The organism is Arthrobacter sp. P1_B4, assembly GCF_056406555.1.
Window position 1 is genome coordinate 70,773 of the sequence record NZ_JBFTZW010000001.1, and the last position, 14,629, is coordinate 85,401.

Here is a 14,629-nt window from a genome sequence, read left to right on the forward strand (position 1 = left end):
CACTTGGGGGTGGCCGGGCGCTTCACGGGGTCGGCTGCCACCGGCGCGTTCGCCCCGGCGGACAATCTCTTGCACCTAGCGGACGATCGCGAGGGCGAAGCCGTCCCAGCCTTTCGAACCCACGGTCTGGATCACGGTGCCGTCCAGCCGCGGGTCATCGCCCATCATCTGGAGGGTGCTGATGATTCCGGGGGCGTTGACCGGGTCCATCGACGCGTCCAGCACTGCACCCTCCCACACGACGTTGTCCACCACGATGGTGGTGCCGGGCCGGCCAAGCCGGATGGCCCAGTCCAGGTAGTGTGGGTTGTTTTCCTTGTCGGCATCGATGAACACGAAATCGAAGGGCGGCCCGGCCTCGCTTTCCAGCTCGGGCAGGGTGTCCAGCGCCGCGCCGACCCGGATGTCCACCTTGTGGCCCAGCCCGGCGTCGTCAACGTTGGTGCGCGCGACGCGGGCGTGCAGGGGGAGGTATTCGCAGGTGACCAGCCGGCCGTCGTCGGGCAGTCCCTGGGCCATCCAGATGGTGCTGAAGCCGGCCAGCGTACCGATCTCCAGGACGCGGCGGGCACCGGAGAGCTGGACCAGCAGCTTCAGGAGTTTGCCGGCGTTGGGGGCCACTTCGATGGGCGGCATGCCTGCCTCAAGCGCGCTGGTGACGGCGCGCTTGAGTGAACGGTCCGGGCGGACCACCGCGTCGGAGAGGAAGTTCTCGACGGCGACCCAGCCGGGGGCGGATTGATGCTCGATCATGCCCCCAGTGTTCCAGCCGCCCGCGCCCGGCGGTACCCCTCCGGGCGCGCCGTTCCCGCCCGCGTTTCGGCGTGCGGTCCGGCTCAGTACGCCTAGTTTCCCGGCCGGGTTGGGATTTGCGGGCCGGCCCCGACGGCGCCCTGCCCGTCGATGGCGTCTTCCAGCCGTTCCACCTTGCCGGTCAGCTCGCCGCTGTAGCCCGGCCGGATGTCCGCCTTGAGGACCAGCGAGACGCGCGAACCGTAGGCGCCCACCGCGTCCGTGGCCCGCTTGACGACGTCCATGACCTCGTCCCAGTCCCCCTCGATCTCGGTGAACATGGAACTCGTCCGGTTGGGCAGGCCCGACTCCCGGACGATCCGCACCGCCGCCGCGACGGCGTCGTGGACCGACGCGTCGCCGGGCGCTTGCCCGTTGGCTGGGTCACCGGAAGGTGCTACGGAGAATGCGACCAGCATGTGGTGGTTCCCTTCACTCAGTCAGGACACCGGGGGCGAAAACTTCCGGGCTGTCCGGCACTAGTCTTTCACGCGATTCCAGCCCGGCAGCGGCCGGGGGCACCTCCGCCACCGTCACATAAGTCACTACCCGCCGGTAACAGGTTCGCGCACCCTTCGCGTTGCTACCCTAGGCAAATGAACCGGGCAGTAGACCGCAGGCCGCTCCGCGCAGATGCCGCGCGCAACGTGGACAAAATCATCGCCGCGGCCCGCCAGTGCTTCCGCGAGCACGGCCCCGAGGTGCCGCTGCAGACCATTGCCGTCACCGCCGGCGTGGGTCCCGCCACCCTTTTCCGGAATTTCGCCGACAAGGAAGAGCTGGTGCTCGCTGCCCTGAACCAGCAGCTCCGGCTGCAGGTGGATCCGGCCATCGATGAGGCCCTGGCCGATCCTGACGCCGCCGCAGGGCTCTTTCGGGTCATCGATGCCACGATGCATGTCGCCAGCGAAGAAGCCAACCTGCTGGGAGCTGTCGCGGGCCGGCGCGGGCTGCTAACCGGGATCACGGGCGGCCTGATTGAATCCATCGCCGTGCTGCTGGGCCGGGGCCAGGGGCAGGGCACCCTGCGCAGCGATATTTCCATGACGGACATGATCCGCCTGCTGGCCATGCTGATCGGCGTCGTGGACACCATGGAGCCGGGCTCCGACGCGTGGCGCCGGCCCGTGGCGCTGGTTGAGGACGCCATCCGGACGGAGCGGCCGGACCGGGCGTTGCCGCCGCAGGCCCCGCTGACGGGCACCGCGTTCGACGCCGTTCTCGGCTAGCACCCATAAGCGCCGGTTCCTGCAGGTGCCCCGACAGCCCGGTGCCCGGCGCTAGTCTTCGGCCGGCTTTTCCCTGGCTTCGAGAAGGTGTTGCTGAAGCTTCTCTTCGGCTTCCCGACGGCGGCGGGACATTTCGCGCATTTCCCGGGTGGACTCAGCCCCGCCGGAAACATACGGCTCGTGCGCCTTGGTGCGCTGATCCTTGCGCGGCTCCGCGGCCTGCTGCTCCGCGGCCTGCTGCTCCGCGGCCTGCTGCTCCGCGGCCTGCTGCTCCGCGGTCTGCTGCTCCGGGGCCTGCTCATCGGCAGCCTCCCGGTCGGCAGCCGGCAGCTCGCCGTCGTGTTCAGTCATGTTCGAATGCTCCCATGCGATCCCGGCACCAAGTAGGGACTAAAGACCGTTCCGGCCGCACCCACAGCCGGTCCGCGGCCCAGCGCGGTCAGGCGTCCCACGAACGGGTCAGTCCCAGCCGAGCAGCCGGAGCCCGGCGGCCGCGGCCGCGCCGGCGATCACCACCACCAGGAACGGCGCGCGCAACCACAAAGCGATGGCCGCCGCCGCCAAGGCGCCAAGCCGGGCGTCCAGGACGAGCGACTGGCCGGAGGCGACGGCATTGACCACCGTCAGGGACGCCAGCAGCCCGATTGTCATGGTCCCGGCAATCCTGGACGTCCGCGGGTTGCGGAGCAGGCTGGCCGGCACCAGGTAGCCGAGCAGCTTCCAGGCGTAGGCGAGCAGGCAGGAGAGCAGCAGCCACATCCAGAGGTTCATGCGTCGTCTCCGGAGCGGTCACCGCGGGAATCGCGGGCAGGGTCGTGGTGGTGGTGCACGTGGTCCTCCGCGTACGGATCGACGTCCGGCTCCAGGCCCTCGTCGCTGCGGCCGTGGCTGAACCAGCCGATCCCCGCCGCGACCACGGCGGCGACGAGGATCGGCACTCCCGGGGGCACGAACGGCACGGCCAGCACGGTGGCCAGCGCGCAGACCACCGCGATGGCCACAGGTTCCCTGCCTTTCAGCCGCGGCCAGAGCAGGCCCAGGAAGGCCGCCACAGCGGCGCCGTCCAGTCCCCACTGTTTGGGATCCCCGAGTGCCCCGCCGGCCAGTGCGCCGAGGGCGGTGAACAGGTTCCAGAGGACAAAGACGCCGATTCCGGCGGTCCAGAAGCCGCGTTTCTGCTCGTCGGGATCCGTCTGCCCGGTGCTGGTGGCGGTGGACTCATCGATGGTCAGTTGGGCCGCGGCAAACTTCCGCCACCCCCGCGGCTGCAGGAGGGCATTGATCTGCATGCCGTAGATGCCGTTGCGCATGCCCAGCAGCGTCGCGGCGCCCATCGCCGCGACGCCCGACCCGCCGCCGGCCACCACACCGATGAACGCGAACTGCGAGCCGCCGCTGAACAGCAGCAGGCTCAGCGCCATGGTCTGCCAGAAATCCAGGCCTGAGGTTACGGACAGCGCGCCGAAGGAGACGCCGTAGAGCCCGGTGGCGATGCTGATCGACAAACCGATCCGCACCGCCGGTGACTGCAGGATTTTCACGGGCGCCGGTTCCGCCGTGTCAAAGTCCAGGCCCATGCGATGAGGGGCGCCTGGAGCGGGAGCCGCAGGGTGTGCACGCGTCGCCGGCGCGGCGAGCCCTCCGGCCCGTAGGCTTTGCGCAGGGCGTCCACGTGGCCGGCGAGGAAAGCGGCGAACAGCGCCGTGACACTGCCCGCGGCGGCCCTCCGGGTGGCCGGGACCAGGAGCCCGACGGCGGCGGCGGCTTCCAGCAGCCCGCTCACTGCCACCCATTCCTCACGGGACAGGACGGCCAGGGGCCCGTTCGGCTGCTCGCCGGAGTCGTCCCGGCACAGGAAGTCGGGTACCACCGGGTGGAAAAATTCAGGCTCGCGGAAGTGCTTGGCGGCACTGGTGAGCAGCAGCGCGCTCATCGCTGCCGCGGATAGCGTCTGGAGGTCCGGGACGGGCCGGCGAAATGGCATGCAACAACTCAACCACAGCGGCCACGCCGGCCGTAATCCGCGGGGACGCAGGGGATGTGAAGATGTCGGCCCAGGATCCGTGGAGCGGCCAGGCGGCTACCGTGGGGGCCGGCTGTCCGCCATGAGCTGGGAGAGGACCTGGGCCGGCCAGTTGGTGGTGATCTCCTGGATCCCGAGTTTCCGGCACCGTTCGACGTCGTCCTCGGTGTCGACCGTCCACACCCGGCACCGCAGCCCCGAGGCGAGCCAGCGCTGAACGGCCGGGGCGTGCGTGCGGACGTACCCGATGCCGGGGCCGGCAATGCCCGCCTCGGCCGCCGCCAGGATCCGTTCCCCCTCAGCCTGGGCGGCCTTCATCACGTTGGCCAGCGCCCCGCCGGTCAGGGCACCGAGGCCCAGTTCCTCCCGGATGTCCGCCACATTGACGTCGTCCACGAGCTGGCAGACGGCCGCGGCCGGCACGGACTCCAGGAGGTGTTTTACGGAGTCGGGGCTAAAGCTCATGAAGGAAACCGTGATGTTCTCCAGCATCGACGTCCGCGGATCCCAGCCCTCGACCCTCAGGACCTCCAGGGCCCGGTCCTCGAGTCTGAGCTGGTACGGGCTCGGGTGTTTGAACTCGATCGCCAGCCCGATCCCGCGGCCGGCCGCGCGCAGGATGTCGAGCAGGTCCGGCAGGGTCAGGAACTGCCCGGACTTGGCGCCGTAGGCCTCCGGGATCCGGGCTCCCTTCCAGGAGGAGAAGTCCAGTTCCTGGAGTTCTTGCAGGGTCCGGTCGGCCACCTGGCCGGTGCCGTCCGAGGTGCGGTCCAGGGTGGCATCGTGCAGGAGCACCACGTGCTGGTCCCGGGTCAGGTGGACATCGCATTCCACGCCGTCGGCGCCGTCGGCGATGGCCTGCAGGTACGCGGCCCGGGTGTGCTCGGCGAAGGTTCCGCTGGAGCCGCGGTGGGCATAGACCAAAGGCCGGGCGGCGGCGGCAGGCTCATCAGTGGTCATGGTGCCACGTTAGCGGACCGTCCGTTTCCGTGGCGGGCTAGGCTGGGCTCATGCAGGTGAATACTGAGGCAACTTCCCTGACCGGTGCCGCGGGACGTCCGGGCGGCGCCCGGCCGGGCGGTCCCCCCGGGCAGCGTTCCGCTGCCTCCAGCGACCGCGAGAAGGCCGCGGCGCTGCGCCGGATGAAGCTCCTGGCCCTCTCGCTGCTGGTCGTCATGGCGGTGATTTTCATCGTCGCGTTCGCCCTGCAGAAGCAGTATCCGGGGCTCGAATATGTCCGCGCCGCGGCCGAGGGCGGCATGGTCGGTGCCCTCGCGGACTGGTTCGCCGTCACGGCCCTGTTCAAGTACCCCATGGGCATCAAGATCCCGCACACCGCGATCATCCCGCGCCGCAAGGACCAGATCGGCGCCTCGCTGGGCGAATTCGTGGAAACCAATTTCCTCTCCGAACAGGTGGTCCAGGAGAAGCTGGCGTCCGCAGACATTGCGCGCAAGGCCGGCGCCTGGCTGTCCAGCCCCGGCGGCCCGGACCGGGTCGCCAAGGAGGGTGCCGCCGTCATCCGCGGCGCGTTCAAGGTGCTCAACGACGACGACGTCCAGGCCGTGATCGAGTCCATGGTCCGTAAGCACCTGCTCACCCCGCCGTGGGGGCCGCCGGTGGGCCGGCTCGCCGAGCGGATCTTCGACGACGGGCACCACCATGCGCTGGTGGACCTAATGGTGGACCGCACCGTGGACTGGGTGCGGGACAACCAGGAGACGGTCAACAGGCTGGTCACCGACCGGTCCCCGACGTGGGTGCCCTCGTTCGTGGACGGGCTGGTGGGCGACAAGGTGTACGTGGAGATCCTCAAGTTCACCCGCGCCGTGCAGTCCGACCCGCAGCACCAGGTCCGCCTCTCGATCGACAAGTACCTCAAGGAACTCGCGCAGGACCTGCAGCATGATCCTGTCATGATCGCCCGCGCCGAGGGTATCAAGGCCCAAGTCCTCGGCGACCCGGAGGTCCGCGAGCTCGCCTCCCGCACCTGGGACACCATCAAGACGGCCCTGCTCACCGCCGTCGATGACCCGCACAGCGAACTGACCGTCAAGTTCAAGGCGGCCGTGCATGACTTCGGCACCCGGCTGCTGGTCGATCCCGAGCTCGCCGGCAAGGTGAACGCCTGGATCGGCGACGCGGCCGGCTACCTCGTGAAGACCTACCGCTCGGACATCGCGGGGGTCATCACGGACACCGTGGCCCGCTGGGATGCCGAAGAGACGTCGCAGAAGATCGAGCTGCAGGTCGGCAGGGACCTGCAGTTCATCCGGATCAACGGCACGGTGGTGGGCGCCCTGGCCGGGCTGGCCATCTTTACGCTGGCCACCCTGCTGTTCGGCTAGTCCCTGGGCTGCGCTAGGCGGCCGCGACCTTGGCCTTGGTCCTGCCGTGCATGGCGAAGATGGTGAAGACCAGCGCCGCGAGCGCCGTGGCGACTAGCAGCAGCAGCCCGATCGCGTAGCTGTGCGCCGCGGCGTCATAGGTGGCGCCCATGATCAGCGGCGGGAAGTAGCCGCCCAGGCCGCCGGCCGCGCTGACCACCCCGCTGATGCTGCCGACCTTGCCCTCCGGCGCGAGGACCCCCACCCAGGCGAACACCCCGCCCGTGCCCAGGCCCAGCGCCGCCGCCATGGCGACGAACGTCAGGCCGGCGGGGACATCGCCGTCGGGCTGCAGGTTCACCACCCAGGCGAGGACAGCGACGCCGGCGAGGGCGGCGATCACCACGGGCTTGGGACCGATCTTGTCGGCGAGTACGCCGCCCACCGGGCGCGCCAGCACGGCGGCGAGCGCAAACCCCGCGGTGCGGGCGCCGGCGGCGCTGGGATCGAAGCTGTAGACATCCCGGAGGTACGTGGGCAGATACGTGGCGAAGGAGACGAAGCCACCGAAGAGGACTGCGTAGAGGAAGCACAGCTTCCACGTGACCGGGGTCTTCGCGGCGTCGATCAGCTTGGGCATCACGGGCGCGTTGCTGCGGGTCCAGCCCGGCGCCTCCTTCATTCGGAACCAGATGATGGCGGCCATGACCGCCAGAATCGCGGCGATCAGCAGGTGGGTGGGAACGTAGCCGATGGCGGCGACAAGCCGGGGGTTCAGGAAGGCGGCCAGGGCCGTTCCGCCCATGCCCGCGCCGAAGACGCCGGTGGCGAAACCCCGCCGGGCGGGCTCGTACCAAGCGCTGACGAAGGGGATCCCGACGGCGAAGACGGTTCCGGCGACCCCCAGCAGCACGCCGGCAGCCAGCACTACGGCGAAGGAGTCGAGGCTACCGCCGACGGCCACCAGCAGGATCGGGACGATGGAGGCCAGCAGGACAAAAGTGAACATGGCGCGGCCGCCGTACTTGTCCGTCAAGGCGCCGACGACGATCCGCCCCAGCGAGCCGACGAAGACGGGCATGGCCACGAGCACGCCGGTGGTGGCCGGATTGAGGTGCAGGTGCTGGGTGTAGAACGCGCTCAGCGTGGCGATGGAGTTCCAGGCCCAGAAGCACACCACGGAGGTCGAGGTGGCGAGCGTCAGATTGAGCGCCCGGCCCGCAGGGGCGGCAACGGGCGGGAACATTGCTCCGGCCACGGCGGTCTCCTTCCTTGGTCAACAAGCAGTTCAGCAACTCAGCTTCAGCGATGGCACCGGGTCACCGGTTCCTGGTGTCCCGGTCCCGGGTTCCGACGGCGGACCAGCCCCGCCGCGCGCCGGCCGTGGAGCTCCGGGCGCCGGCAGCGCCGGCTGTGTCTTTGGCCCCGGCCCCACCGGTTTCCCGGTCCCGGGAGCGGTAGACGATGTAGGGGCGGAAGAGGTAGTGGAACGGGGCCGTGAAGGCATGGACCAGGCGCGTGAACGGCCAGATCACGAACAGCGCCATGCCTACCAGGGTGTGCAGGTGGAAGGAGAACGGCGCCGCGGCCATCGCCGCGATGTCGGGCTGGAAGATGAACAGCGAGCGGAACCACGGGGCCACGGTCTCGCGGTAATTGTGCCCGTGCTCGCCCTCGAAGACACTCGCCAAGGTGGTCCACAGCCCGAACACAATGGCCGCGGTGAGCACCACGTACATGGTCTTGTCATTGCCGGTGGTGGCCATGAAGACCGGCCCGGTGGTCCGGCGGCGGTAGATCAGCAGGAGGATCCCGCCCAGCGTTCCGACCCCGGCGATTCCGCCGACCAGCAGGGCGTTGAAGTGGTAGAACTCCTGGCTCATCCCGGCCGCCTGGGTCCAGCCCATCGGAATGACCAGGCCGAAGAAGTGACCGGCGATTACGGCGAGCAGGCCAAAGTGGAACAACGGGGACGCAATCCTCAGCAGCCTGGACTCATAGAGCTGGGAAGACCTCGTGGTCCAGCCGAACTGGTCGTACTTGTAGCGCCAGAGAAGCCCGCCGACCAAAACCACCACCATGACGTACGGGAGAACGCCCCACAGCACGATGTCCAGTGCGGAGAGTCCGACGGCGGATCCGGGTTCCGCTTCGAATGCCAGCATGCTCAGGCCCCCTTCACGGGCAGCAGGCGCGGATCGTACGGGTCCAGGCCCACGGCCTCGGTGGGCGGGCCGTAGCCGGCCATCCGCATGACGGCCTGCTCGTCCGCCGGGGATTTCCCGGGCAGCGTGGCGCAGACGGCCTGCAGGATCCGGGCGTGCGGCAGCTGGTCCCGGAGCAGCCCGAAGCGGAGCATCTCCAGGCTCGCCCGGAAGCGCGTCAGCAGCTCGCGGCCGGCCGCCAGGTCCACCAGCGCGGCGTATTCGAGGACCATCGGGAGGTAGTCGGGCAGTTCGCCGTGGGTGTCCACCAGGATGTCGCTTTGCCGGTAGGTCTTCTTGAAGTTGCCCAGAACCTCGCCGCGGCGCCGGGTGTCCCCGTCAGTCCAGTAGGAAAGGTGCAGGGCGTGGCGCTTTCCGAGGTCGAACTCGCGCACGTACTGGGACTGGAGCTGGATCGGCGGCGTGGACTCCAGCTGGTCCAGGACTGCAACGAAGTCCGCCGTGGCGCCGGGGAACTCTGCCAGAGCGGCCCGCATCAGCGGGACCCGGCCGGTCAGTTCCTCGTCAGGGTAGGACAGGCACCAGGCCGCGGCGAGGTAGAGGACCTGCTGGCGGCGGGTCATGGCTGCTCCCCCGCCGGAGGGGATTCCGCGGGGGCCGCCGGTTTCGGCGGCGGCGGTTTCTCCGGAGGCGGTTTTTCCGGAAGCAACGCCTTTTCCGGAAAAAGCCCGGAGGGCGCTCCGGTGCCGTCCCAGTTCAGCAGGTTCACCCTGCCGCGCAGTGTGGTTTCGCCGGGCGCGGAGCCGGAGGTCTGCCGGTCCCGGAGGGCGTTGAAGGTTTCCACCGCCACGGGGACGGGCCGGCCGCTGGCTTCGCCGAAGTGGGCGGTATCCTGCATGCCGGGGCCGCCCTCGAAGTCGAGCGAACAGCCCATTTCCTCGAGGTCGTGGGCCTGTTCCACGTGGGCCTTCGGGATGACGTAGCGCTCCTCGTATTTCGCGATCGCCATCAGCCGGTACATCTCGTACATGCTCTGGCTGTCCATCCCCACGGCCTCCGGGATGGCGTCGTCCGGGTCGTTGCCGAGGCTGATGCCGCGCATGAAGGAGCGCATGGCGGCGAGCTTCTTCAGCACCGCGGTGACCCGGTCCGCGTCGCCGGCGGTGAAGAGTTCAGCGAGGTATTCCACCGGGATGCGCAGCGCGTCGATGGCGCCGAAAAGGTTGCCGGTGTCCTCGCCGTCGTGGCCCTGGTCGCGCAGCAGGTCCACCACGGGTGAGAGCGGCGGCACGTACCAGACCATCGGCATGGTCCGGTATTCCGGGTGCAGCGGCAGCGCCACCTTGTAGACCTTGGCCAGGGCGTAGACCGGCGAGCGCACGGCGGCGTCGATCCAGTCTTCGGGGATGCCCTGGGCCCGGGCCTCGTCCTGGACGGCGGGGTCGTTCGGGTCCAGAAGCACGTCCATCTGGGCGTCGTAGAGTTCCCGGGGGTCCGTGACGGAGGCCGCCGCGGTGACGGCGTCGGCGTCGTACAGGAACAGCCCCAGGTACCGCAGCCGGCCCACGCAGGTCTCGGAGCAGACTGTCGGGAGCCCCACCTCCACCCGCGGGTAGCAGAAGGTGCACTTCTCGGCTTTGCCGGTCTTGTGGTTGAAGTAGATCTTCTTGTAGGGGCAGCCGGTGACGCACTGGCGCCAGCCGCGGCATTTGTCCTGGTCCACCAGCACAATCCCGTCCTCCACCCGCTTGTAGATCGCGCCGGAGGGGCAGGAAGCCATGCAGGACGGGTTCAGGCAGTGCTCGCAGATCCGCGGCAGGTAGAACATGAAGGTTTGTTCGTACGCGAACTTGATCTTGTCCTCGGATTCCCGCCGGACCTTCTCCACGATCGGGTCCAGGTGGCCGTTCTCGGCGGAGCCGCCGAGGTCATCGTCCCAGTTCGCGGACCAGGTGATCTTGGTGTCCTCCCCGGTGATCAGGGACTTGGGCCGGGCCACCGGGAAGTCGTCGCCCAGGGGCGCGTCAACGAGGGTCTTGTAGTCGTAGGTCCATGGCTCGTAGTAGTCCTTGAGCTCGGGCTGGACCGGGCTGGCGAAGATCCCGAAGAGCTTCTTGACCCGGCCGCCGGCCTTGAGCACCAGTTTCCCGCGCTTGTTCAGCGCCCAGCCGCCGTGCCACTTCTCCTGGTCCTCGTAGCGGCGCGGATAGCCCTGCCCTGGGCGGGTTTCGACGTTGTTGAACCACACGTATTCGGTGCCGGCACGGTTGGTCCAGGCCTGCTTGCAGGTCACGGAACAGGTGTGGCAGCCGATGCATTTGTCCAGGTTCATGACCATGCCCATTTGGGCCATGACACGCATCAGTACTGCACCTCCTGGGAACGACGCCGGACGGTGGCCACCATGTCGCGCTGGTTTCCGGTGGGGCCAAGGTAGTTGAACGCGTAGGCGAGCTGGGCGTAGCCGCCGATCAGGTGCGAGGGCTTGACCAGCAGCCGGGTCACGGAGTTGTGGATGCCGCCGCGCCGCCCGGTGGCCTCGGACTTGGGCACGTCAATGGTGCGTTCCTGCGCGTGGTGCACATAGACCACGCCGGCCGGCATCCGGTGGCTGACGATGGCCCTGGCCACCAGGACGCCGTTAATGTTCAGGCACTCCACCCAGTCGTTGTCCTTGACCTCGATGGCCGCCGCGTCGGCCGGGCTCATCCAGACGGTCGGGCCGCCTCGGGAGAGCGAGAGCATCAGCAGGTTGTCCTGGTATTCGGAGTGGATGGACCACTTGGAGTGCGGGGTCAGGTAGCGGACCACCACCTCCAGTTTCCCGTCCTGGCCGAGTTTGGGCTCGCCGAAGAGCCGGTGCATGTCCAGCGGCGGCCGGTAGATCGGCAGCGCCTCGCCGATGTCCCGGATCCAGTCGTGGTCCAGGAAGAAGTGCATCCGGCCGGTCAGCGTGTGGAAGGGCTTGAGCCGCTCGACGTTGATGGTGAAGGGCGCATAGCGCCGGCCGCCGGTCTCGGAGCCGGACCATTCCGGCGAGGTGATCACCGGAACCGGGCCGGCCTGGGTCTGGGCGAAAGTGATGAATTTTTCTTCGGAGCCCTCGGCCAGGTCCGCCAGTTTCCTCCCGGTGCGGATTTCCAGGTCCTTGAATCCCTGCACGGCCAGCGCCCCGTTGGTGGTGCCGGAGAACGCCAGGATGGCCTCGGCCATCTTCGCGTCCGTGTCGATCGCGGGACGGCCGTCCGCGGCACCGCCAAGCATCACCCCGTTGGAACGGCTGAGCCGGTCCAACGGCCCGGCAAGTTTGTACGTGACGTTCTTGACCGTGAAGCCCAGTTTGTCCGCCAGCGGCCCGACGGCGGCGAGCTTGTCCGCGATGGCGGTGTAGTCCCGCTCGACGACGGAAAAAATGGGCATGTTCTGACCCGGGACCGCGGGGACGGACATGTCCCGCCAGTCCCGCACAATCCCGCCGGGCTGGGCCAGCTGGCCGGGCGTGTCGTGCTGCAGCGGCACGCTCACCAGGTCCCGGCGGACGCCGAGGTGGGTTTTGGCCTGCCGGGAGAACTCCTGGGCCAGCAGGTGGAAGGTGTCGAAGTCCGTCTTGGTCTCCCACGGCGGGTCAATCGCGGGGGTGAAGGCGTGAACGAACGGGTGCATGTCGGTGGAGGACAGGTCGTGCTTTTCATACCAGGTGGCGGCCGGGAACACGACGTCGGACAGCAGGGTGGTGGAGGTCATCCGGAAGTCCGCGGAAACCAGCAGGTCCAGCTTCCCTTCGGGCGCCTGCTCATGCCATTTCACATCCTTGGGCTTGAGCCCCTCGGCATGGTCCTGGCCCAGGACGTTGTTGTGGGTTCCCAGCAGGTTCCGCAGGAAGTACTCGTTGCCCTTGGCCGAGGAGCCGAACAGGTTGGAGCGCCACAGCACGAGGGTCCGCGGCCAGTTTTCCGGGGCGTCCACGTCCTCGATCGCCGGGTTCAGGGTGCGGCTCTTCAGGGCATCGGCGATGTAGCCGGCGGCATCCGTCGCGGTGCCGGCGGCTACGGCCGCCCCGGCTTCGTCCGCGAGGTCCAGCGGGTTCCGGTCGAACTGCGGGTAAAACGGCATCCAGCCGAGCCGGGCGGACTGGGCCAGGGCGTCCGCGGTGTGCATGCCGTCCAGGGCCCCGGTGGAGAGCGGGGACTTCAGCGCATCCGCGCAGTAGCCGTCCTGCCGCCACTGGTCCGTGTGCATGTACCAGTAGCCGGTGCCGATCATGGTCCGCGGCGGCCGGGACCAGTCCAGCGCGTTGGCCAGCGACAGCCAGCCGGTGACCGGCCGGGTCTTTTCCTGGCCGACGTAGTGCGCCCAGCCGCCGCCGTTGCGGCCCATGCAGCCGGTCAGCATCACCAGGGCCAGCACCGCCCGGTAGGTGGTGTCGCCGTGGAACCACTGGCAGATCCCGGCGCCCATGATGATCATGGACCGGCCCTTGGACTGTTCGGCGTTGCGGGCGAATTCGCGGGCCACCCGGATGCAGGCCTGCGCCGGGACGGAGGTGATCTCCTCCTGCCAGGCCGGCGTGTAGGGTGTCGCTGCGTCCTGGTAGCCGGCTGCCCAGTCCCCCGGGAGCCCGTCGCGGCCGACCCCGTACTGGGCCAGCATGAGGTCGAAGACGGTGGTGACCAGCTGGCCTTCCACCTCCAGGACGGGCACGCCGCGGCGGAGCACGCTGCCGTCCCCGCCGGCGTCCTCGAAGCACGGCAGCAGGATCTCGGCGCTTTCCGTTGAGACTTCCCGGAGGGACAGCGCCGGTTCGATCGCTCCGAGGTCCAGGTTCCACTTGCCCTCGCCGCTCTCTGAGTAGCGGAAGCCCATCGAGCCGTTGGGGACCGCCGGCAGCCCGGTCTTCTTGTCGAACAGGACGGTGCGGAACGCCGCGTCCTCGGCCCCGGCAGCGGCAGGGAGGTCCTTGGCGGTGAGGAACTTGGCCGGTGTCAGCGTGCCGTCGTCGCGCCGTTCGAGACCGACCAGGAACGGCAGGTCGGTGTACTGGCGGACGTAGTCGGCGAAGAACGGCACCTCACGGTCGACGAAGAATTCCTTGAGCATGACGTGCCCCATCGCCATGGCCAGCGCGGCGTCGGTTCCGGCCTGCGCGGGGAGCCATTCGTCGGCGAACTTCGTGTTGTCCGCATAGTCCGGGCTGACCGTGACCACCTTGGTGCCGCGGTACCGCACCTCGGCCATCCAGTGCGCGTCCGGGGTGCGGGTGACCGGGACGTTGGATCCCCACATCATCAGATACCGGGCGTCCCACCAGTCCCCCGATTCCGGGACGTCGGTCTGGTCCCCGAACACCTGTGGGCTGGCCACGGGGAGGTCTGCGTACCAGTCGTAGAAGGACGTCATCACCCCGCCGATCAGCTGGATGAAGCGGGTCCCCACGGCGTGCGAGACCATGGACATCGCTGGGATGGGCGAGAAGCCGGCACAGCGGTCCGGGCCGTACGCCTTGATGGTGTTCACGTGCGCGGCGGCGGCGATTTCGATCGCCTCCTGCCAGGAGACCCGCACCAGGCCGCCCTTGCCGCGGGCCTGCTGGTAGCGGCGGCGCCGCGCGGGGTCGCCCACGACGTCGGCAAAGGCCAGCACCGGGTCACCCAGCCGGGCCTTGGCCTCGCGGTACATCTCGACGAGGACGCCCCGCGCATACGGAAAACGCACCCGGGTGGGCGAATAGGTGTACCAGGAGAAGGCCGCGCCGCGCGGGCAGCCCCGCGGCTCGTATTCCGGGCTGTCCGGGCCCACGGAGGGGTAGTCAGTCTGCTGGGATTCCCAGGTGATGATTCCGTCCTTGACGTACACCTTCCAGGAGCAGGAGCCGGTGCAGTTCACCCCGTGCGTGGACCGGACCACCTTGTCGTGGCTCCAGCGGTCCCGGTAGAAGATGTCGCCCTTGCGGCCACCCTCGCGGAACACCGCCCTGCCGTCGTCGGTCTGGTCCCATTTCGTAAAGAATCGGCCCAGCTTCAACATTGCATCCGAGGCGGGCCCGTCCAGCCCCGCCGCGTCTCCGGCAGTCATTCCTTCAAGCTAGGGTGCCCC

14 protein-coding genes are annotated in these 14,629 nt (G+C 68.8%); 2 read left to right on the plus strand and 12 right to left on the minus strand.

What is annotated here, in order from left to right:
* Nucleotides 1-75 precede the first annotated feature (75 nt).
* Nucleotides 76-753, minus strand: coding sequence for an O-methyltransferase (locus AC1D1W_RS00355; RefSeq protein WP_028275270.1), 678 nt, complete (start codon nt 751-753; stop codon nt 76-78).
* Nucleotides 754-845: 92 nt separating this feature from the next.
* Complete coding sequence (locus tag AC1D1W_RS00360) at nt 846-1,211, minus strand: thiamine-binding protein (RefSeq protein WP_243178368.1); 366 nt, start codon at nt 1,209-1,211, stop codon at nt 846-848.
* 177 nt (nt 1,212-1,388) lie between these two features.
* Between AC1D1W_RS00360 and AC1D1W_RS00365 the strand changes: the two genes are divergently transcribed.
* On the plus strand, nt 1,389-2,021 hold the full coding sequence (locus AC1D1W_RS00365; RefSeq protein WP_028275272.1) for a TetR/AcrR family transcriptional regulator: 633 nt from the start codon (nt 1,389-1,391) through the stop codon (nt 2,019-2,021).
* Between the two features lie 51 nt (nt 2,022-2,072).
* On the opposite strand, the gene AC1D1W_RS00370 is transcribed toward AC1D1W_RS00365, so the two are convergent.
* The 5 genes from AC1D1W_RS00370 to AC1D1W_RS00390 all read right to left on the minus strand — a co-directional run bounded on the left by AC1D1W_RS00370 (nt 2,073) and on the right by AC1D1W_RS00390 (nt 5,004).
* Entirely contained in the window at nt 2,073-2,372 is a 300-nt protein-coding gene (locus tag AC1D1W_RS00370) for a hypothetical protein (protein WP_476942665.1), read from the minus strand.
* A gap of 108 nt (nt 2,373-2,480) precedes the next feature.
* Nucleotides 2,481-2,792: an AzlD domain-containing protein gene (locus AC1D1W_RS00375; protein WP_028275273.1), complete on the minus strand. Its 312-nt coding sequence runs from the start codon at nt 2,790-2,792 to the stop codon at nt 2,481-2,483.
* Nucleotides 2,789-3,598 carry an AzlC family ABC transporter permease gene (locus tag AC1D1W_RS00380; RefSeq protein ID WP_243178366.1) on the minus strand — a complete coding sequence of 270 codons (810 nt, stop codon included), beginning with the start codon at nt 3,596-3,598 and terminating at the stop codon, nt 2,789-2,791. The genes AC1D1W_RS00375 and AC1D1W_RS00380 overlap by 4 nt, the downstream gene beginning before the upstream one ends.
* Entirely contained in the window at nt 3,559-4,005 is a 447-nt protein-coding gene (locus tag AC1D1W_RS00385) for a DoxX family protein (RefSeq protein WP_476942666.1), read from the minus strand. Before AC1D1W_RS00385 ends, AC1D1W_RS00380 begins: the two co-directional genes overlap by 40 nt.
* Before the next feature lie 96 nt (nt 4,006-4,101).
* A complete protein-coding gene (locus AC1D1W_RS00390; RefSeq protein ID WP_243178365.1) occupies nt 4,102-5,004 on the minus strand; it encodes a glycerophosphodiester phosphodiesterase in 903 nt (300 codons plus the stop codon).
* A 182-nt stretch (nt 5,005-5,186) separates the two neighbouring features.
* Here AC1D1W_RS00390 and AC1D1W_RS00395 point away from each other — a divergent pair, with 182 nt between their 5' ends.
* Nucleotides 5,187-6,392 (plus strand): DUF445 domain-containing protein, encoded by a 1,206-nt coding sequence (locus tag AC1D1W_RS00395; RefSeq protein ID WP_476942731.1) that lies wholly within the window; start codon nt 5,187-5,189, stop codon nt 6,390-6,392.
* 13 nt (nt 6,393-6,405) lie between these two features.
* Here the strand turns inward: AC1D1W_RS00395 and AC1D1W_RS00400 are convergent, their stop codons facing one another.
* From AC1D1W_RS00400 to AC1D1W_RS00420, 5 genes are all read right to left on the minus strand, one after another.
* Complete coding sequence (locus tag AC1D1W_RS00400) at nt 6,406-7,617, minus strand: MFS transporter (RefSeq protein ID WP_243178427.1); 1,212 nt, start codon at nt 7,615-7,617, stop codon at nt 6,406-6,408.
* Between the two features lie 73 nt (nt 7,618-7,690).
* Complete coding sequence (gene narI, locus AC1D1W_RS00405) at nt 7,691-8,536, minus strand: respiratory nitrate reductase subunit gamma (RefSeq protein WP_476942667.1); 846 nt, start codon at nt 8,534-8,536, stop codon at nt 7,691-7,693.
* A 2-nt stretch (nt 8,537-8,538) separates the two neighbouring features.
* A complete protein-coding gene (gene narJ / locus AC1D1W_RS00410) occupies nt 8,539-9,159 on the minus strand; it encodes a nitrate reductase molybdenum cofactor assembly chaperone (protein WP_243178363.1) in 621 nt (206 codons plus the stop codon).
* The gene (gene narH / locus AC1D1W_RS00415; RefSeq protein ID WP_476942668.1) at nt 9,156-10,898 is read right to left on the minus strand and encodes a nitrate reductase subunit beta; all 1,743 of its coding nucleotides are present in this window, start codon (nt 10,896-10,898) and stop codon (nt 9,156-9,158) included. The genes narJ and narH overlap by 4 nt, the downstream gene beginning before the upstream one ends.
* Nucleotides 10,898-14,608 carry a nitrate reductase subunit alpha gene (locus AC1D1W_RS00420; protein WP_476942669.1) on the minus strand — a complete coding sequence of 1,237 codons (3,711 nt, stop codon included), beginning with the start codon at nt 14,606-14,608 and terminating at the stop codon, nt 10,898-10,900. The genes narH and AC1D1W_RS00420 overlap by 1 nt, the downstream gene beginning before the upstream one ends.
* Nucleotides 14,609-14,629 lie beyond the last annotated feature (21 nt).